Origin of the sequence: Shimia sp., assembly GCF_049116215.1 — a bacterium.
Classification (GTDB): Bacteria; Pseudomonadota; Alphaproteobacteria; order Rhodobacterales; family Rhodobacteraceae; genus Shimia.
Genome location: NZ_JAGDZB010000001.1, coordinates 370,755 through 388,957, shown reverse-complemented (window position 1 = coordinate 388,957; position 18,203 = coordinate 370,755). Strand labels below are relative to the sequence as shown.

General features: G+C 56.9%; 17 protein-coding genes. 9 read left to right on the top strand and 8 right to left on the bottom strand.

Annotated elements, in window-relative coordinates; genetic code table 11:
* Nucleotides 1–5: 5 nt before the first annotated feature.
* Nucleotides 6–1,250 (top strand): serine hydrolase domain-containing protein, encoded by a 1,245-nt coding sequence (locus JXR15_RS01925; protein WP_422051553.1) that lies wholly within the window; start codon nt 6–8, stop codon nt 1,248–1,250.
* An 85-nt stretch (nt 1,251–1,335) separates the two neighbouring features.
* Here JXR15_RS01925 and JXR15_RS01920 read toward each other — a convergent pair whose 3' ends face one another.
* From JXR15_RS01920 to JXR15_RS01910, 3 genes are read right to left on the bottom strand one after another with little or no spacing between them, the layout of a single operon-like run.
* Nucleotides 1,336–2,136 carry a metal ABC transporter permease gene (locus tag JXR15_RS01920; protein ID WP_422052230.1) on the bottom strand — a complete coding sequence of 267 codons (801 nt, stop codon included), beginning with the start codon at nt 2,134–2,136 and terminating at the stop codon, nt 1,336–1,338.
* Nucleotide 2,137: 1 nt separating this feature from the next.
* A complete protein-coding gene (locus JXR15_RS01915; RefSeq protein WP_422051552.1) occupies nt 2,138–2,896 on the bottom strand; it encodes a metal ABC transporter ATP-binding protein in 759 nt (252 codons plus the stop codon).
* Nucleotides 2,893–3,375, bottom strand: a complete 483-nt coding sequence (locus JXR15_RS01910; protein ID WP_422051551.1) for a transcriptional repressor — start codon at nt 3,373–3,375, stop codon at nt 2,893–2,895. The genes JXR15_RS01915 and JXR15_RS01910 overlap by 4 nt, the downstream gene beginning before the upstream one ends.
* An 89-nt stretch (nt 3,376–3,464) precedes the next feature.
* Between JXR15_RS01910 and JXR15_RS01905 the strand changes: the two genes are divergently transcribed.
* Nucleotides 3,465–4,562: a zinc ABC transporter substrate-binding protein gene (locus JXR15_RS01905; RefSeq protein WP_422051550.1), complete on the top strand. Its 1,098-nt coding sequence runs from the start codon at nt 3,465–3,467 to the stop codon at nt 4,560–4,562.
* Nucleotides 4,563–4,566: 4 nt separating this feature from the next.
* Here JXR15_RS01905 and JXR15_RS01900 read toward each other — a convergent pair whose 3' ends face one another.
* Complete coding sequence (locus tag JXR15_RS01900) at nt 4,567–6,228, bottom strand: ABC transporter substrate-binding protein (RefSeq protein WP_422051549.1); 1,662 nt, start codon at nt 6,226–6,228, stop codon at nt 4,567–4,569.
* A gap of 198 nt (nt 6,229–6,426) precedes the next feature.
* Between JXR15_RS01900 and JXR15_RS01895 the strand changes: the two genes are divergently transcribed.
* From JXR15_RS01895 to JXR15_RS01880, 4 genes are all read left to right on the top strand, one after another.
* Complete coding sequence (locus JXR15_RS01895; RefSeq protein ID WP_422051548.1) at nt 6,427–7,479, top strand: glycosyltransferase family 2 protein; 1,053 nt, start codon at nt 6,427–6,429, stop codon at nt 7,477–7,479.
* A gap of 41 nt (nt 7,480–7,520) precedes the next feature.
* Nucleotides 7,521–9,785 (top strand): glycosyltransferase family 2 protein, encoded by a 2,265-nt coding sequence (locus JXR15_RS01890; RefSeq protein ID WP_422051547.1) that lies wholly within the window; start codon nt 7,521–7,523, stop codon nt 9,783–9,785.
* A gap of 84 nt (nt 9,786–9,869) precedes the next feature.
* Nucleotides 9,870–10,877 carry a hypothetical protein gene (locus tag JXR15_RS01885; protein WP_422051546.1) on the top strand — a complete coding sequence of 336 codons (1,008 nt, stop codon included), beginning with the start codon at nt 9,870–9,872 and terminating at the stop codon, nt 10,875–10,877.
* Between the two features lie 2 nt (nt 10,878–10,879).
* Nucleotides 10,880–11,797, top strand: coding sequence for a phosphoadenosine phosphosulfate reductase (locus JXR15_RS01880; RefSeq protein ID WP_422051545.1), 918 nt, complete (start codon nt 10,880–10,882; stop codon nt 11,795–11,797).
* A 6-nt stretch (nt 11,798–11,803) separates the two neighbouring features.
* Here JXR15_RS01880 and JXR15_RS01875 read toward each other — a convergent pair whose 3' ends face one another.
* The 4 genes from JXR15_RS01875 to JXR15_RS01860 form a co-directional block, all read right to left on the bottom strand.
* A complete protein-coding gene (locus JXR15_RS01875; protein WP_422051544.1) occupies nt 11,804–12,820 on the bottom strand; it encodes a LacI family DNA-binding transcriptional regulator in 1,017 nt (338 codons plus the stop codon).
* 100 nt (nt 12,821–12,920) lie between these two features.
* Nucleotides 12,921–14,474, bottom strand: a complete 1,554-nt coding sequence (locus JXR15_RS01870) for a DUF427 domain-containing protein (protein ID WP_422051543.1) — start codon at nt 14,472–14,474, stop codon at nt 12,921–12,923.
* A gap of 113 nt (nt 14,475–14,587) precedes the next feature.
* Nucleotides 14,588–15,292, bottom strand: a complete 705-nt coding sequence (locus tag JXR15_RS01865; RefSeq protein ID WP_422051542.1) for a winged helix-turn-helix domain-containing protein — start codon at nt 15,290–15,292, stop codon at nt 14,588–14,590.
* Nucleotides 15,264–15,554, bottom strand: coding sequence for a hypothetical protein (locus JXR15_RS01860; RefSeq protein WP_422051541.1), 291 nt, complete (start codon nt 15,552–15,554; stop codon nt 15,264–15,266). Before JXR15_RS01860 ends, JXR15_RS01865 begins: the two co-directional genes overlap by 29 nt.
* Before the next feature lie 180 nt (nt 15,555–15,734).
* On the opposite strand from JXR15_RS01860, the gene JXR15_RS01855 reads away from it, so the two are divergent.
* From JXR15_RS01855 to JXR15_RS01845, 3 genes are all read left to right on the top strand, one after another.
* Nucleotides 15,735–16,193: a hypothetical protein gene (locus JXR15_RS01855; protein WP_422051540.1), complete on the top strand. Its 459-nt coding sequence runs from the start codon at nt 15,735–15,737 to the stop codon at nt 16,191–16,193.
* A 121-nt stretch (nt 16,194–16,314) separates the two neighbouring features.
* Nucleotides 16,315–16,950 carry a ribonuclease HII gene (locus tag JXR15_RS01850; RefSeq protein WP_422051539.1) on the top strand — a complete coding sequence of 212 codons (636 nt, stop codon included), beginning with the start codon at nt 16,315–16,317 and terminating at the stop codon, nt 16,948–16,950.
* Between the two features lie 101 nt (nt 16,951–17,051).
* Complete coding sequence (locus JXR15_RS01845) at nt 17,052–18,167, top strand: site-specific DNA-methyltransferase (RefSeq protein WP_164644329.1); 1,116 nt, start codon at nt 17,052–17,054, stop codon at nt 18,165–18,167.
* The last annotated feature ends 36 nt before the right edge of the window (nt 18,168–18,203 follow it).

Sequence of the window (18,203 nt, the reverse complement as noted above, 5' to 3'; positions counted from 1 at the left end):
CATCCATGATCGGCACAGCATCACCGCAGGATCGGGGGTTTGATACCAACCGTTTGGCGCAGCTGTCGGGCTGGATGGATCAACTTGTCACCGATCGCAAATACGCCGGTTGCGGCGCTTTGATCGCGCGCGATGGCGACGTGGTGTTTGACCACGCCACGGGTTTGCGCAGCATCGCCTCCGGCGCGCCGTTTGAGCGTGATACGGTGGCGCGGATTTATTCGATGACCAAACCGGTCACCACGGTCGCGCTGATGATGTTGGTGGAGCGCGGCCTTGTGCATCTGGATGCGCCAGTGTCCAATTTCATTCCCGCGTTCAAAGACTGTCACGCGTTGGTGCCCGGAGCATCGACGATGGATCAGGTGGAACCCTGCGCCACGCCCACTTTGCATCAGTTGGCGACCCACACCAGCGGTCTGAGCTACCCGTTTAACCCCGGTCTGTTGGCCAAACAGATGGACGCGCAGGACCTGATGTTCAAAGCCAACCAAGGCGCGCTGGCCGAAATGGCAGATCAGGTGGCGGCCCTGCCTTTGGCATTTCAGCCTGGCACCCGCTGGGAGTATTCCGTCAGCATCGACATTCTGGGCCGTGTGATCGAAGTCATCACCGGGCAGCGTCTCGCCGAGTTCCTGAAAAGTGAAGTTCTCGACCCGCTGGGCATGTCGGAAACTGGGTTCTCGGTCATTCCGGGCACTGAGGACCGCTTTGCCGATCTTTATACCCCGCTTGAGGGCGACGCTATGGCGCTCAATCAGGCGAAGATCGGCGCGGATACTCTGCGCTTGGTGGACACAACCGACGGCTCGCCCTTCCTGAATTCCTCTATGCATTCCGGCGGTGGGGGGCTTGTGGGGACCATGGACGACTACCTACGCTTTGCCGAAATGCTGCGCCGGGGCGGCGCGCTGGGTGATGTGCGTCTGCTATCCCCGCGCACCGTGCGCTTCATGACCTCCAATCACCTGCCCGGGGACATTGCTTCCATGGGGCCGATGAGTTTTGCTGAACAGCCGATGGATGGCATGGGCTTTGGTCTCGGCGGCGCGGTCGTGCTGGACCCGGCCCGCGCCCGTTGTGCCGGCAGTGTTGGTGACTTCAGCTGGGGCGGTATGGCCTCCACCTTCTTCTGGATCGATCCGGTGGAGAAGTTGTCAGTGGTGTTCTTCACACAGCTCTCGCCGTCGAGTTCTTATCCCACCCGGCCACAGCTCAAAGCATTGGTGCATGCGGCTCTGACAGACTAAAGGTTAACAGCGCGAGTGTGCAAAAATACGCACCTCCGCAAAACAGCCGTGATACCGACGCAATACCGACGTGGATTTTGGTCAGTTAACGGGCGCTTCTCAGAACCACCCGCGCCACCAGATTGAGCGTCAAAAACAGCACCGCCGCCGCACATACAATCGATGGTCCGGCAGGTGTGTCCATCTGGTAAGACAGGCCCAATCCACCCACTGCGGCCAGCGCCCCAATGCCTGCTGCCCCAAAGGCCATCGCCTCCGGAGAACGCGCCACTGCGCGCGCCGCGGCTGCTGGAATGATCAGCATCGCCACAATCAACAATGCGCCGACAACCTTGATTGCCACAGCCACCACAATGGCGAGGCCAAGGGTCATAAGTTGTTGTTCTCGCTTGGGATTGATCCCGCTGGCATAGGCCAGTCCGCGGTTCACAGTGGCGGTCAAAAGCGCCTGCCAGCGCCAAATCATCAACCCGAAGACCAAGACGGCTCCAGACCAGATCACCACCAAATCACTTTTGCTGACCGCCAGAATATCGCCAAACAAATAGGAATTCAGATCCAGCCGCACGCCTTGTAAAAACGACACGGCAACAAGACCAAACGCCAAGGCCGAATGCGCCAAAACGCCTAAAATGGTATCGACGCCATAGCCCCGTTCAGACAGGTTGGACACGGTCACAGCCATCGCCAAAGCCACCCCCAATGCGCCCAGGAAAATGGACACCCCAAACCCCAATGACAACGCCACCCCCAGGATCGCGGCATGCGCCGTGGCGTCGCCAAAATAGGCCATGCGGCGCCACACCACAAAGCAGCCCAGAGGGGCTGCCGCCAAGGCCACGCCGACGCCGGCAAACAGCGCGCGGATCAGGAAGTCGTCAAACATATCAATGGGATCCGTGGTCGTGCCCGCAATCATGCGCGTCGTCATGATCGTGGTGATGGTGGTGGTCATGTTCGTGGCGATAAAGCGCGAGCGCACCATGAGTGCCGGTGCCAAACAGCGCGCGATATTCCGGGGCTGAGGCGACAATTTCCGGCGTGCCGTGACAACAGACATGACCATTGAGACAGACCACACGGTCCGATGCACTCATCACCACATGCAATTCGTGGCTGACCATCAGCACAGCCGCACCGGTGTCTTGGCGCACTTGCTCGATTTGGGTGTAGAGATCGGCAGAGCCGGGTTGGTCCAAGCCGGTGGTCGGCTCATCCAGAATGAGCAGATCCGGCTTGTCCATCAGCGCCCGCGCCAAAAGCACGCGCTGAAACTGCCCACCAGACAGACCGGCCATCGGGCGATCCTGCAGTCCGTCCGCGCCAACTTGCTGCAATGCTTCTTGGATATGGGACGCACTGCGTCGTTTGGGCAAAGACAAAAACCGCGCCGCCGTAAGCGGCATGGTAGCATCAATCGCCAGCTTCTGAGGCACATAGCCAACGCGCATACCGGCCGCTTTTAGGATGGTGCCGCTGTCCGGTGTCATCGCGCCAATGATACAGCGCAGCAGTGTCGATTTTCCGCTGCCATTGGGGCCAACAATGGTGACAATCTCACCCTTATCGATGGTCAGTGCGACATTTTCCAATGCCTGGTGCGTGCCGTGTTTGACTGACAGGCCGTTGATGGTGACCAGCCTCATGCGGCGCTCTCCGTGCCTTGGCATGTCGGGCACATGCCCTCTGCCTCAACAATGGTGGTCTCGATCTTAAACCCAATTTTGTCCGCCACTTCGCCCAGCGTGGATTGCAAAGGCGCGGCGGTTTCCGCCACTGTTTCACAGCCGCGACAAATCAAGAAAACAGGCGTGTGAGAATCTCCAGGGTGGGCGCAGGCAATATAGGCGTTGAGCTTTTGGATCTTGTGGGCAAAGCCGTTAGCAACAAGGAAATCCAGCGCGCGGTAGACAACAGGCGGTTGCGAGGCGAATCCTTCGTCCGACAACAAGCCGAGGATATCATAGGCCCCCATGGCGCGGTGCTCTTGCAGCAGGATTTCCAGCACCCGCCGCCGCCCTTTGGTGAGACGCAAGCCCTGCGCAGCACAGGCGTCTTCGGCAGCCTTCATACCGCCGCCCATGCAGGCTGAATGATCGTGCTGTCCAAAGCCCACGGTTTGCATGATGTCGCTCCACTCCCAAAAGGATGCCTTGATATAGTATAACATTTCGCATAGAGCCAGCGCAAATCTTCAAATCAGAGGACACCCTCATGCGAATCACCTGCGCGGCCATAGCGACCTCTCTTGTAGCACTTTCTGCACAGGCGGACGTGCCAAAGGTCGTGACAGATATCGCGCCGATTCAAGCGCTTGTTGCAAAAGTTATGGACGGTGTGGGCAGCTCAAAGCAGCTTCTGCCGGCCAATGTGTCGCCGCATGACTACGCCATGCGCCCGTCAGAGGCACGCGCCTTGCAAAACGCCGATCTGGTGGTTTGGGTTGGTGCTGAGTTGACCCCGATGCTGGAGGATTCCTTAGCGTCGTTGGCGTCCGGAGCTGAGACGCTGGAGCTGTTGCACTTGAACGGCACCCGCGAGCTCGAATTCCGCGAAAGTGAGGCCTTCCTGGAGATGTCATTAGGCGGCAAAGACCATCATGATCACGGTGATGACCATCACGACGAGCATACTGACCATGATGACCACGAAGAGCATGACGACCATGCCCAAAAGGATCATGAAGATCACGCGGATCATGATGCGCATGAAGGTGAAGATCATGCGGATCACAATGACAGCCACGACGACCATCACGAAGGTGAGGGAGAGCACGGCTCCCATGATGGCCACAGCCACGAAGGGGTCGACCCGCACGCGTGGCTCGACCCTGAAAATGCGCGTTTCTGGGCAAATGCAATTGCGTTGAAACTGTCAGAAATCGACCCGGACAACGCGGCTGCGTATCGAGCCAATGCCGCGGATTTGGACGCGGAACTGGCTGCGCTAACAGCGTCCATCTCGGAACAACTGGCGCCGCTGCAAGGCAAAGGCTTTGTGGTGTTCCATGATGCTTATCAGTATTTCGAAACCCGCTTTGATCTGGCCGCCTCCGGGGCTTTCCTCAATGGCGACGGGGCGTCCCCAAGTGCTGCGCGTCTAAAGGGCATCCAGGATGTTTTGACCGACAACAACATCACCTGCGTCTTCACCGAGCCGCAGTTCAACGATGATATCGTGACCGCAATCAGCGATGGGTTGGATCTGCATTCCGAAGAGTTGGACCCAACTGGTGCCAAGCAGGAAACGCCAGATTATGTGGACCTGATTCAGACGTTGGCCAACCAGTTTGAGGCCTGCCTGTCCCACTAAAACATCAGGTCCAGTGCAACTCTGCGGGGCGGATCTCAAATGAGATGTGATGCGCCCCGCCTTCCAACCCGTCCACGGTGTGGTTGGCCAATGCGCGCCAATAGGGCTGGATGGTGACCGCGTCGTCTTGCAGGATTTTCTCGCCCTGTGCGACCAAAGCGCGGCGTTTCTCTATATCCAGCGTGCCAAGAGCCTCATCCAGAAGCGCATCAAATTCCGGATTGTCATAGCCAAACTCGTTCCACGCTTCGCCACTGCGATAAGCCAGGGCCCAGATTTGCACCCCAAGTGGACGGTGGTTCCAATCGGTTGCGCTGAATGGAAATGTGTTCCAGTTTTCCCAATAGATATTGCCCGGAACAACCCGCGTTTTGGCTTTGAAGCCGGCATCACGCAGTTGCGCCACCACCGCGTCCGTGGTGTTTTTCCGCCAGGCGTCGTCGATGGTGTGTATTTCCATCTCAAAATTTTCGGCGCCAACCTCTTTTAGCAGTGCTTTTGCGCCCGCCGGATCATGGTCGGAGTGGCCGATGTCAGAATACTCCGGATGCGCTGGTCCGATGTGGTGGTTTTGTGCCACTTCGCCACGGCCATCGTTGCCGAGTTCCAGTAAGATCGAGTTGTCGACCGCTTTCATGACCGCCTGCCGCACCCGCAAGTCTGCATAAGGCTTCATGCCGCCCACGTCGGCCATCTGGTTGGGGCGCACGACAACGGTGGCCATGGAGATCACATCATGTTTGGTCCAGCCGTCAAAACTGGCAATCAGGTCAGCGTACTCCCCATCCACCGAATACGTCATGTCAATCATCCCGTCTCGCGCGGCACGGGCCCAGGCCGCCGGGTCGGTGCCAAAATCGAGAAACTCGATCCGGTCCATCCAAGCGGCGTTTTTGGCGTTCCACCAACTGTGCGACGGGTTGCGCACAAGGATACCACGCTCCCCTGGTATCAGCGTTTCCGGAAGGTAAGGCCCCGTTCCTACAGGGTTTTCCAACATTGTTTTCGCGTCAAAATTTTCGGGCACTATTGCGGCGGGGTAATCCGCCATGCCGGGGATCAGGGAAATGTCAGGTTTGGGTAGATTGAGCCGCACCGTATACGCATCCAGCACCTCAATCGCGCCGTCGATCGCTTGATTGGTGTCTGCATCAATCAGCGTTGCAAAGCGCCCGGCCATGGAATTGCCGGCCGTGTCCCTGTCACACCACCCCCGAATATTGCTGGCCACGTCTTCTGCGGTGAAGGCGGTGCCGTTGTTCCAAGTCACGTCCTTGCGCACAAAGAGCGTGTAGGTTTTGGCGTCGTCAGAAATTTCCCAACTTTCCAAAAGCGCAGGCTTGAACGTGCCGTCACTTTCGTAGGAGATCAGTGTTTCCAGCCACCCACGTGTAAAGTTCGCGATCTGCGGCCAGTCAAACAGGCGCGGGTCTTTGAGCGCGCGCACCTCTTGCTGAATGCGCACTGTGCCGCCGTGTTTTGGCGCTGTTTGAGCAGCAGCTGGATTGGACAATCCCAACATTCCATAGGCCGTGGCGGTGCTGGCCCCAAACGCGCTGGCCAGAGCCAAAAACTCCCGCCGGTCCACGGTGCCTTGTCGCACTGAATTTGCGTGGTGGTGCAGGCTGGCGGGCAATGGGCGTCCGGTGCGTTTGGTAAAGGTCATGGCGTCCTCTTTGGCGGTCTGAGATCGCAGGGGGCTCAGGTCATTCTTCACTGGCTTCAGCGCGGGGGCAAGACATAAGCCTGTGATCTGACAGGTGTTTCCGGCAAGACTCATCCTAAGATGTTTTTCCTAAGATCGGTTTAGCCCTGCCTACGCGCTGTGGTATGCACAGTTCAAACAAAGTTTGAGGCCAGTTCGTTGCGCATACTCAGCGTCACATCGGTGCGAAATGAAGCGCCCTACCTTTCGGAGTGGCTTGCCCATCACCGTGCTGCCGGGGTGACGGATTTTTTGATCTATTCCAACGATTGTGACGATGGCACCGATCAAATGTTATCCTTGCTCGCGAAGGCCGGCGAGGTGGTGCATGTGCCGCATGTGCCGGAGCCGGATAAGAGCATTCAATGGCAAGCCCTGCGGCAAGCCTGGAAACATCCTCTGCGTAAAACGGCTGATTGGATCATGGTCACCGATGTCGACGAGTTTGTGAACATCCACGTGCCGGGCCTTCGGCTCACGGATTTGATCGCCAAAGTCCCAGCCAAGACTGACGCGATCGTTCTGCCATGGCGGCTCTTTGGCAACAATGACCGCGTCGCCATAGAGGATGCGCCGGTAACCGAACAGTTTACACGCTGTATTCCGGCGGATGCGCAGTATCCTGTGGCGGCCAGCCTGTTCAAAACCCTGTTCCGCGCCAAAGGGCCGTTTAATCAACTGGGGGTGCATCGCCCCAAACAAAAAGATCCTGAGAAAGCGGGGTTGCCCAATATCGTTGATGGCTCCGGTGATCCAACACATCCGTTTTTGGCCCAAAACCCACAGCGTCTGTCGCTCTACGACATGGGAGTGGCGCGCGATCTGGTGGAACTGAATCATTACGCGGTGCGCTCTGCGGCGGCTTTTGCGGTGAAGCGCGACAGGGGACTGCCCAATCGCGCCACCAAAAAAATCGATCTCGCCTATTGGGTGGAACGCAATTTCAACACCGAGGTAAACACCTCTATCGCCAAAATGCGTCTCGCAACAGAACGAGAGCTGCAGCGATTGCGGGCTATCAAGGGCGTTACTGAGGCGCACGCATTGGGCGTGCAATGGCATCAAGAGCGGTTTGAGGCCCTGGTCCAGCAACCGGAAGTACAGGAGTTGATGTCGCAAGTCTTATGTGCTGGCAGCAGTCAGGTGCCGTCTCGCGATTTGCAGCGTGAGCTGGTTAAGTGGTATCAACAGGCCAACTATAAGAATTCCTGACACAATCGTGCGGGCAGGCAGCGCAAAACAAGGGCCAGAGTATGGGCAAAGCGGCGTTTCACTATCGTGAACTGACTCCAACAGATGTGTCTGGGGGCATGGTGTTAAGCTGTGTGGCGTTAGGGTCGTCTAATACGTTTGAAAGCCTCGCCTTTTTTAAGACCGGTCTTGGCAAAGATGACGTAAAAGCAGGCCTTGGCACTGAGATCCTGGATCAACGGAGCGTGAGTGATGGGCTCATTTTGAAGTTGGCCCATTCAGAGGATGCGCCTGTCCTTCTGGTGAATGATGAGGCGCAATCCCTCCCTGTGCAACCGCAAGAATTGGACGTGTTTGCGACGCTTAACGTGATGTTGGCAGTGCGCAATGGGGAGACTGCGCGATCCACTCTGGATTGGTTGGCCTACCACGCGCAGGACCACAATTTGCAAGGGGTGGTGATCCTGGATCGGGCCAGGCCGGGGACAAATACGACCTATTTGGTTGAGCTCGAAGCAGGGATTGCGTCGATCAAAGGCCTGAAACAGGTCATGGTGCTGCGTGTTGATGCGCCGCTTGGAGCGCCGGATCTGCCGGCAGAAGCCCATCCCTTCAATGCGCCTGACGCGCCAGGCAAAGATCGGATGGACATCCCGCCGCCTTCGCCGTGGGACTCACCATTGGCGGAGTTACAACTGATCGAAATGATCCGCTACCGCTGGCTCAACACTGCGCGCGCTGTGGCCTTGCTCGATATCTCCGATCTGGTCACGCACACCAAAGGCAAAGCCACCAAAGGCCGGACCATTTTTGACATGGCGGTAGAGTCATCAGCAGGTGTGGTGATGCTGGTGGGGCAGCATTGCTACCCGTGGCGGGTGCGCAATGATGACGAGGTCAGCCATGGCGATCATATCTGCGTTCAGTTTGATGCCACCAAAATGCGCCGGCGCTGGGTCGTGGCGCCGCAGAAAACCGGCCCCGATGTGGTGTGGCGGCTGGTCCGTGTGGTGGCGGCCCGGCCTGAGCCGGACGAATGGGTGAAATTCTACCGCTGTATGGGCTTGCGCCACCCCACCGACTCGGCCGGCCAAATTGTGCCCAAAACCTCGCTCATTGAAGAGACCGATTTGATCAAGCTCTCCAAGAAGAAGTTTGATCACAAGCCGATCCGCATGCCGGAAATTGCCGTCCCAAAGGTGAACCCGGTGGACAACGATGTGGCGATCATCACCTGCATGAAAAACGAAGGTCCGTTTATTCTCGAATGGCTGGCTTACCATCGCGCCATTGGTGTGAAAGACGTGCTGGTCTACACCAATGACTGCAACGACGGAACGGATACCTTTTTGGATTTGCTGCAAGAAAAGGGCTTTGTGCAGCACCGAGACAATCCGTTCAAAGGCACCAATTTGAAGCCGCAACACGCCGCGTTGCAGGCCGGTGAGAAAGAAGAAATCATCCTAAATGCCGATTGGGTGATTTCCATGGATGTGGACGAGTTCATCAATGTAAAGGTCGGGGACGGCACGCTGCCGGCGCTATTTGAGGCGGTGGGCGACGCCAATTTGATTTCCTGCACCTGGCGGCTGTTTGGCAATTCGGATGTGCATGAATACGCGGACGAACCTTTGATGGCGCAATTCACCCGCTGTGCTCGTGAAATGACCCGCAAACCGCACCAAGCTTGGGGGTTTAAGACACTCTATCGCAACATCGGCCTGTTCAAAAAGTTGGGCGTGCACCGGCCCAAAGGCCTCAATCCGCAGCTTTGGTCGCATATCAATTGGGTGAATGGATCTGGGCAGAACCTGCCAAAAGACATGTTCCGCAACGCGTGGCGCTCCACAACGGACACCATCGGCTACGACCTCGTGCAGCTCAACCACTACGCCGTGCGCTCAGCTGAGAGCTTTTTGGTGAAGCGGGACCGGGGTCGCGTGAACCACGTCGATCGTGATCAGGGCATGGCCTATTGGTTCCGGATGAACAACAATACCGAGGAAGAGACGTCGATCCAGCGCATGATCCCGGCGATGCAGGCGGAGATGGATCGGCTGTTGTCGGACCCCGAGATTGCAGAGGCGCATGCGTTTTCGGTGGATCGCCACCGCGCCAAAATCGATGCGCTGAAAGAAACGTCCAACTACAGCAAGTTCTATGACGATCTGACCAGCGCACGACAAGAGCGGCTGGCACGCTTGCATCCGCATTTTGGCGCCAACGTCTTCCTTGCCGGCCCCGAAGTCATCCCCGATTGGGTGGTGGAACGCGACTTGCCGGAAGATTTCTTCTTCACCGTCGAGAAGCAAGACACAGCCCACTAACACAAATTGTCGTGGAATTTCCGAAGACAGCCCAAGGGTTTCCGCGTAAACTGTTTCCAAAGTAAGAACAAAGGTTGAGGTAAAATGGCCAAACTTCCCGAAATCGCGTCCCTGTGGATTGGCGGGCAGCTTTCCTGGTTGGAGCAGCTCTGTCTGAAATCCTTTGCGGATGCGGGCCATCACACCACGCTTTACAGCTACGAAGAGATTCCCAACGTGCCCGAAGGGGTACATGCGGCCGATGCGGCGGAGATTTTTCCGGGCGAGCCAATGCATCGCCATGCGCGCACCGGCAGCCCGGCGATTCACGCCGACCTGTGGCGTCTGAATATGCTCAAAAAGACTGACAAGATTTGGGTCGATGCGGATGTCTATTGCTATCGTCCCTTCAACTACACCCGCAAATCGGTGTTTGGCTGGGAAAAAGACGGTCTGGTCTGCAACGCCGTGTTGGGTCTGCCCAAAACCTCCAAAGCGCTCGATGCTATGTTGACGTTTTTTGAGGATGAATACGCCATTGGTCCGTGGTTGAAGCCCTGGCAACAGAAAGAACTGCAGGCCGAGAAAGACGCTGGTCGCCCGGTGCATATGACCGAACAGAACTGGGGCTTTACAGGCCCGGCGGCGGTGACCTATTTCTTGCAGCAGTCCGGAGAGATCAAATACGCGGAGCCTGAGGCGGCGTTTTATCCGGTGTCTTTCAAAGACCGGAACAAGATGATCCGGAGCCGGTTTGACATCGAGAAAGACTGGCTGACGGAGGACACCAAAGGGGTGCATTTCTGGGCGCGACGCATGAAGCCGCGCTTAGAAGAGAAAGAGAACAACCGCCCACGGCGTGGATCGTTTATGCATAAAGTGATGCAGAAACATGATATTGATCCGGATGCCGCATTGATTGCACCCAAGAAGAAAACCGCCAAAGCAGAGATCGCCGATCCGGAGTTTCAGGCCAAGGTGGCAATTGAATCCCTGAAAGGCGAGGCCTCGGTTGAAAAGCTGTCCCGCGATTTTTTGGTGGAAACCGGTCAAATCAAACAATGGCGCGCTCAGCTGATAGAGGGCGCGCCCAGCCTTTTTCGGGAGGGCTGAGCGTGGCGGACGGTGATACAAAATCCGACGCGCCCAGCCAAACCGATTGGCAAAGCAATCTGAAAGAGATCGGCGCGGAGCGCGGTTTTTTTGAGGAGCTGGGCGAAGAGCATTCTGCGCTCTATGTCAAGCAGGGCAAAACCCTGATTGTGACCTTCGAAAACCTCGACCACGTCTATGAAGACAGCGCCGAGCGCATGCCGTGGGGCCACCACTTTGTCACCTCCCGTGGCTGGTCGATGCTGGGCATGATGGCGCACGGCTGGTCGTGGTATCGCGACGAGGCGGTGTTTGATTTCTTTGACCGGTTGCGCGCCGAAGGTTTCTTTGAGCAGTTTGACAAAGTGGTGTTCTATGGCGCGTCCATGGGCGCTTATGCAGCCTCCGTGTTTTCTGCCGCTGCGCCTGGTGCCACGGTTATTTGCATTTCACCACAGGCGACGCTGGATCGCGAGATTGCCAGTTGGGAAACCCGCTACCGCAAGGCCTGGCACCGGGACTTCAGTGGACGCTATGCCTATGCGCCGGACATGATTGCTGACGCGGGCGCGGTGAATATCTTCTACGATCCGCGTATGGGGCTGGATGCCATGCACGCCGCCCTGTTTCGCGGCGACAACGTGCGCAAATACCGCTGCCGCTATATGGGGCACCGGATTGCGTCGTTGTGGATCATGTTGGGCTTGCTGAAGCCGGTCATTGAAAGCTGTGTCGCGGGCGATATGACCACGTCCAAGTTCTACAGCATGATGCGGGCACGACGCGAAGTTGGCCGGTATCAGAAAGAGATGTTGCGTACTGTCCTTGCGGATGGGCGCCCCTGGTTGATCGCCAACTACTGTTCTGCTGTGCTGTCGCGACGCGGCGGGCCCAACTTCCGCAAGGCCCTGCGCGCCGCCCGCGCCAAACTGGACGGCTAAGACAGGCTACACGTCACGCAGCGTGTCACCAAAGCTGATGGTTGGGGCAAGGGTGATTTGCCCGTCTTTTTCAACATCATTTACGCGGGCGGTGATGATTTCTGCCGCCTTGGTGCCAATTTCGCGACGACAGGCGTCCATGGTGGCCAGCTGGCGTGGCAAGCCTTGCAGCAATTCCACACCGTTGAAGCCCGCCAGACCAATCTGTCCCGGCACGTCGATACCTTTCTCCAAAAGGTAGAGCAGACCACCAGCACCAATCATGTCGTTGCTGTAGTAGATGAAATCCACATCCGGGCTGCGGTCCAACACCGCTTCGGTCATCTCGCGACCTTTGGCCAAGGCGGACCCGCCGGAATAAAACTCCCGATCCACCACTTCGACGCCGGATTTGGCCAACACCTCGGTGAAGCCTTCAAACCGTTTGCGGGCGCGGTGATCGAGTGGCATTTTTGTGCCGAGGAAGGCAATTTTCTTATAACCCGCTTTGAGGATTTCGGCGGCCATTTCACGGCCCGCGCGCCGGTGCGAAATCCCCACCATGGCGTCTACGGGATCGCCGTCGGTGTCCATGATCTCGACCACGGGAATGCCGCTGGCTTGTAGCATAGCCCGCGAGGCTTCCGTGTGCTCCAACCCGGCAATGATCACACCTGAAGGCCGCCAGGACAGCATCTCATAAAGAACTTTTTCTTCTTTTTCAGGGAGATAATCGGTCACGCCGACCACCGGCTGCAACTCGGTATCTTCCAGCACCTGACTGATGCCGCCCAGCACCTCGGGGAACACCATGTTGGAGAGGGACGGGATGATCACCGCCACCAGGTTTACCCGCTGGCTGGCCAGTGCCCCGGCAATCTTGTTTGGCACATATCCGAGTTCCTTGGCCGCCGTCAGCACCTTATCGCGCGTGGCTGCAGACACGTCTCCGCGGTTGCGTAAAACGCGGCTGACCGTCATCTCGGACACCCCCGAAGCTTCTGAAACGTCACGAAGGGTCAAGGAACGGTTTTTCTGAGTCACTGATATTCTTCCCGATAAGACTATCGGAACGTTACCGCGATCAGTTGCGCCTATTCAAGCATTGGCTGCTTGCGCAAATGCGCACAGTTAACATGGCCAGCTATATGTCTGCCGAAATTGCAAAGCTTTCCACCGGCTCTTTTACGTTGTGCAAGGACACCGGGCCAAGCGGTTTGCTGTCTGGCGCATGTTGTGCCACGCGGCCGGAGGCCACGATGCGATGGCCCACGGTTTTCCCGTAGTCACCAAGCCGGGCCGCGATATTGGCCGGACGTCCTATGACGGTGAAATCCAATCGCTCCTGAGAGCCAACATTGCCGTAGGTAACCTGACCATAACAAATGCCAATGGAGCATTCGCAACATCGGTTTGGGTCTTCCTCGCGCAACTCGGCCAGCCTGGCGACAATTTCTCGCGCGGCCTGCAGGGCTTCTGCGCCGGCGTCCGTGCCGTCATCGGTGTCGGGAAAGACCGCCAAGACCGCGTCGCCGATAAACTTTAGAACCTCGCCGCCATGGGCATGCACAATCGAAGAGGCGGTATCAAAGAAGGTGTTGAGCAGGTCGATGTAATCTTTGCGCCCCAGCTCTTCTTCCAACCGTGTGGAGCCACGAAGGTCACAGAACATGATCGCCGCATCGATGTCATCTCCATCGCCACGACGGATTTTACCGCCCAAAACCCGCGCGCCGGTGCGTCGGCCAACGTAAGTCTCCAGCAGAGACTGTGCGTTTTCCTTTTGGGTAAACACCTCAAAGAACCGGCTGATCACGGTGGAAACCTCAAAAATCAGGCCGAGGTTCGCGGTGGTAAACCCCTCAGGGTGATCGCTGGTCAGCGTGAGCACATTGATCTGCCCGTCGCTGAAAAACAGTGGCATGGCCACGTAGTCGGTTGCACCGTCTTCTTTGAGCTCTTCCATCACCGGAAACTGCATTTCGGATTTGGTGCAGGTCAATTTTTGGCGCACGCCCCCCAGGCCTTTGGACACATAGCTCAAGGGGCTGTTTTGAAAGGCGGGGTGGTCATACAGCTCATAAGACGGCGCAAAGGTGGTGATCTCTTCCTCGTCGCGCTTCCAGATGTAGTTCTTCCCAGCGATCAGAGGATGCAGCGACCAGATCATCGCGCTCATGCGAGCCACGGCAATCCCGTGCTCGACCATCTTCTTTCCCAAGGCACCAATGAAATCTTCGGGTGTGGTCTCAAACGCCGCCCCGCGCATCAGCCAGTCGACCAAAGGGCCGGTGATGTTGCCATCGGCCACCGGATCTAACTCCACGCCGCCCAGATCATAATCCACCTGCGCGCCCGGCATAAAGCCAATGTGGCCGTTGATGTCACGGCTCTCCGGCATGGCGTCGTCGTAACACCAGACGCCGTTGTAGATGGTTTCGCCGTTGAGTTTCAGGTCATGATAGCGCGCCGTGCCTTTGAACGGGCAGAAGGTCTGCAGCTCGGTCTCCTCAGACAGCGGTGCCAGAATGTCCTCTCTGGGGATGTAGATCTGCGGGGGCAGCCGGGTCTCATACATTACCTTCGCATTTGTGCTTTCGGCCAGAACCTGCCCGTTTCGCTTTACGCGAACAGTGGAGGCGATGGGTTTGATCTCAATCCCGTAGCCTGCATTGGCGCCAAAACGTGAACCTTCCATGCCCTGATCCTTCCCTGATCGTCACCCCTGTCACGCAGTCTCCCCTATGTGGGGTGTGAACAAAAGGCAAACAAGAGGCGGCGGGGCTTCTCACTCATTTGTGTGGCCAGCGCCTAAAGCACTTCTATCACATCTTTATCGATTGAAAGCACATAGCCTTTGCGGGCGATGTTTTTGACCAACAGTTGGCTCACCATCTGATTGCCCAGCGAGTCCCGCAGGCGTTTGATGCGCGTGGCGCCAGCCGCTTCTTCGCAATCGGTGGAGGGTTTGCCAGAGATCACGCTTTCCAGTTCCACACCGGACAGCACATCGTCATCCATACGCGCCTCCGCCAGAACCGAGAGTGTCTCCATGGCCGCATCGGTCAGTTTGAAACCCATCTCATTGAGGTACACGGTCTTCTCTTCGCGGCTGACAATCAATGACGTCACCTGAATACCCGCGCGCTCAATCTGCGCCATGCGGCGGTTCATGGTGATCAGACCAACAAGAAACACCAGCGCGGCAATCATCATGCCGGTGGCAAACACCAGCAGCACCAGGATCACCATGCGATAGCTGGCCAAAGTGTCGGCAAAGGCGGTGCCGGATTGCGCGAGGATTTCCAGAAGTTTGATTTCTGCCTGACCGGTCAGGTCGTCATTGGCCAGAAACAGGGCCTCGACGCGCGCATTAAAGGCATTGGCATCCGGCAAGGTCAGCAGCAACAGCGCCGCACAGGCCAAAAGGATCAGGACAATTGCCCCAATCCCCAGTGTCACGATCCGCCCACCGCTGCGCCGCGTTTCAATAACGGAGGTAGAATTGTCCTGCACTGTCTTCCTTTCCGGAGAGCTCTGAAGCGTCAAACACCGAGAGTACGTTTAACAAGGTCCAACCGTCTTTCCCAATTCGGGCGGCAACTTCTTGCTTTGCGGATCCGGCATCACAGCCGTTTTTGAGATCGATCACACCGTAATGCAGGCGCAACGGGGCGTCTTTCTTGGCTTTGTAATCGGCGTAGCAGTCGGCGGCGAGTGCAGCACCTGGGGCTGCGAGGGCCGCAACAAGAGCGCCAATACAGAGGCTATATGTCATGAGCTGTTTCATGAGCCGACTTTGGCGCAAATCGTGTCTGTTATTCAATAACCAAGTTGGTTTGCGGGTCTGATATCTCATATCAAGGTGCTGATATTGTGAGATTTTTGGAGTTGAGGCGAAAACGGATGGGCAAACCGGCGCACAGCCCGGGCAACATTCTAAAAACAGGATATCGCCATGACTTCCAAATCGTTTATCGCCTCTGTATTGAGCATCGCCATCATACTGACCGGCGCGACGGCACCGCGCGCCAACGCCATGGATGAGGACGCCATCGCCGCGCTGCTGTTTGGTGTGACAGCTTTGGCCGTGATTGGTGCAGCTGTGGCAGATCATAAGAAGTCCGACCCTGCACCTGTGGTGTCCAAGCCGGTGACAAAGCCGAAACCCAAAAAGAGTCACAAACCCAAGAAGAAGCACAAAGCCTGGCTGCCAAGTCACTGTGCCAAGCGGTTTGAAGCCAAGAATGGTCGCATCATTCAGGGCTACGGTCAGCGCTGCCTGTTCCGCGCGCAATACCCGGCCTATCGCCTGCCGGAGAAATGCTACTTCAAACGCAAAGGCGTGAATGGCCGCATCGCTGGCTATAAAAGCCAATGCCTGAGCAACAACGGCTACAAAGTGGTTTGGCGCTAATCTGATCCCCGGCATCGAGCGGTGTGCAAGCCGACAGTAAGATCGGCAACTGGCCGGGCAGACGAGGGGCTGCCCGGCTTTTTTCTTGCGCATAGGCCTCTGAGGTGGTTCTCAAGGTGGCATGACAAAAGAGAAAACAGCCCCCGATTTTTCACTAGAGACTGCAGCCTTTTCCCGTGGTTTTTCGCGTGTGGCCGGCGTGGACGAAGTGGGGCGTGGCCCTTTGGCCGGCCCGGTGACCGCCGCAGCGGTGGTGCTGGATCCCAACAACATCCCAGATGGCCTCAACGACTCCAAAAAACTGACTGCGAAACGCCGTGAAGCGCTGACAGAAGAAATCCTGAAAGTGGCTGATGTCTGCATTGCGCATTGCACGGTCGAAGAAATTGATGAGCACAACATCCTGCGCGCCAGCCACATCGCCATGGAGCGGGCCGTCGCCGGGCTGTCTGCGGCGCCCGATCACCTGCTGATTGATGGCAATTTAATCCCGTCTGGATTGCAAATTTCACCTGAAGCAATCGTGAAAGGGGATGCACGCTCTCTCTCGATTTCCGCCGCATCTATTGTCGCCAAAACGGCGCGCGACAGCATCATGATGGATTTGGCGCAACAGTTCCCTGGTTACGGATGGGAAACAAACGCCGGATACCCGTCCAAAAAGCACAGAGAGGCATTGGTGCAACTGGGCGTGACCCCACATCATAGGCGTTCGTTTAAGCCTGTGCACAATATCTTGTATCAAGCGAAAAACTAACTCGCTGATTCAAAAAAAGAAATTGACGCCGAATCGTGTTTGACTCAAACTTATCCACATAACGAGCGCACTAAAAAAACCGCGCCGTAATGAGGCAGAGAATGAAAACGATGACCAAAGCGAAGGGCGCATCCGCGCTCCCGATCAATAGTATATTGTCCGGCGACTGTATCGAAGTGATGAACAGTCTGCCTGAAAACTCCATCGACCTGATCTTCGCAGACCCGCCCTATAACCTTCAGTTAAAAGGCGATCTGCACCGTCCGGATAATTCCAAAGTGGACGCGGTTGATGATGAGTGGGACCAGTTTTCGAGTTTCGCCGCGTATGACAAGTTCACACGCGAATGGCTGAAGGCGGCGCGCCGTCTTCTCAAACCCAACGGGGCGATCTGGGTGATCGGTTCCTACCACAACGTGTTCCGCATGGGCGCGGAATTGCAGAACCAGGGCTTCTGGATTCTGAACGATGTGGTCTGGCGCAAGTCCAACCCAATGCCAAATTTCCGTGGCAAACGCTTCACAAACGCGCATGAAACCATGATTTGGGCTTCCAAATCCGAAGGCGCCAAATACACCTTCAACTACGAAGCGCTCAAATCGCTCAACGAAGGCATTCAGATGCGCTCTGACTGGGTGCTGCCAATTTGCACCGGCCACGAGCGTCTGAAAGACGACAATGGTGACAAGGCGCATCCAACGCAGAAACCGGAAAGCCTGTTGCATCGCGTGCTGGTTGGCTCGACCAACCCAGGTGACGTGATCCTCGATCCGTTCTTTGGCACCGGCACCACCGGCGCCGTCGCCAAAATGCTGGGCCGTGAGTACATCGGCATCGAGCGTGAAGCGGCCTATCGTAAAGTGGCCGAAAAACGCCTCAAGCGCGTGCGCAAGTTTGACCGCGAAGCGCTGACCGTGACCGCCTCCAAACGCGCCGAACCACGGGTGCCGTTTGGCCAACTGGTCGAGCGTGGCATGTTGCGTCCGGGCGAAGAGCTGTATTCCTTGAATGGCCGTCACAAAGCCAAAGTCCGTGCGGACGGCACGCTGATTGGTGACGACATCAAAGGCTCCATCCACCAGGTCGGTGCGCATCTGGAAGGTGCGCCTAGCTGTAACGGCTGGACCTACTGGTCTTACAAACACGAAGGCAAGAAGGTGCCAATTGACCTTCTGCGTCAGCAAATTCGTGCAGAAATGGCGGCGCGTCCCAACTAAATCACTTTGCGGTATTCCAAGACCCGGGTCACTTGT

Coding starts and splice junctions, on each gene's coding strand:
- JXR15_RS01925 (WP_422051553.1), top strand. CDS start 6: ATGATCGGCACAGCATCACCGCAGGATCGGGGGTTTGATACCAACCGT.
- JXR15_RS01920 (WP_422052230.1), bottom strand. CDS start 2,136: ATGTTTGACGACTTCCTGATCCGCGCGCTGTTTGCCGGCGTCGGCGTG.
- JXR15_RS01915 (WP_422051552.1), bottom strand. CDS start 2,896: ATGAGGCTGGTCACCATCAACGGCCTGTCAGTCAAACACGGCACGCAC.
- JXR15_RS01910 (WP_422051551.1), bottom strand. CDS start 3,375: ATGCAAACCGTGGGCTTTGGACAGCACGATCATTCAGCCTGCATGGGC.
- JXR15_RS01905 (WP_422051550.1), top strand. CDS start 3,465: ATGCGAATCACCTGCGCGGCCATAGCGACCTCTCTTGTAGCACTTTCT.
- JXR15_RS01900 (WP_422051549.1), bottom strand. CDS start 6,228: ATGACCTTTACCAAACGCACCGGACGCCCATTGCCCGCCAGCCTGCAC.
- JXR15_RS01890 (WP_422051547.1), top strand. CDS start 7,521: ATGGGCAAAGCGGCGTTTCACTATCGTGAACTGACTCCAACAGATGTG.
- JXR15_RS01885 (WP_422051546.1), top strand. CDS start 9,870: ATGGCCAAACTTCCCGAAATCGCGTCCCTGTGGATTGGCGGGCAGCTT.
- JXR15_RS01870 (WP_422051543.1), bottom strand. CDS start 14,474: ATGGAAGGTTCACGTTTTGGCGCCAATGCAGGCTACGGGATTGAGATC.
- JXR15_RS01860 (WP_422051541.1), bottom strand. CDS start 15,554: ATGACATATAGCCTCTGTATTGGCGCTCTTGTTGCGGCCCTCGCAGCC.
- JXR15_RS01855 (WP_422051540.1), top strand. CDS start 15,735: ATGACTTCCAAATCGTTTATCGCCTCTGTATTGAGCATCGCCATCATA.
- JXR15_RS01850 (WP_422051539.1), top strand. CDS start 16,315: ATGACAAAAGAGAAAACAGCCCCCGATTTTTCACTAGAGACTGCAGCC.
- JXR15_RS01845 (WP_164644329.1), top strand. CDS start 17,052: ATGAAAACGATGACCAAAGCGAAGGGCGCATCCGCGCTCCCGATCAAT.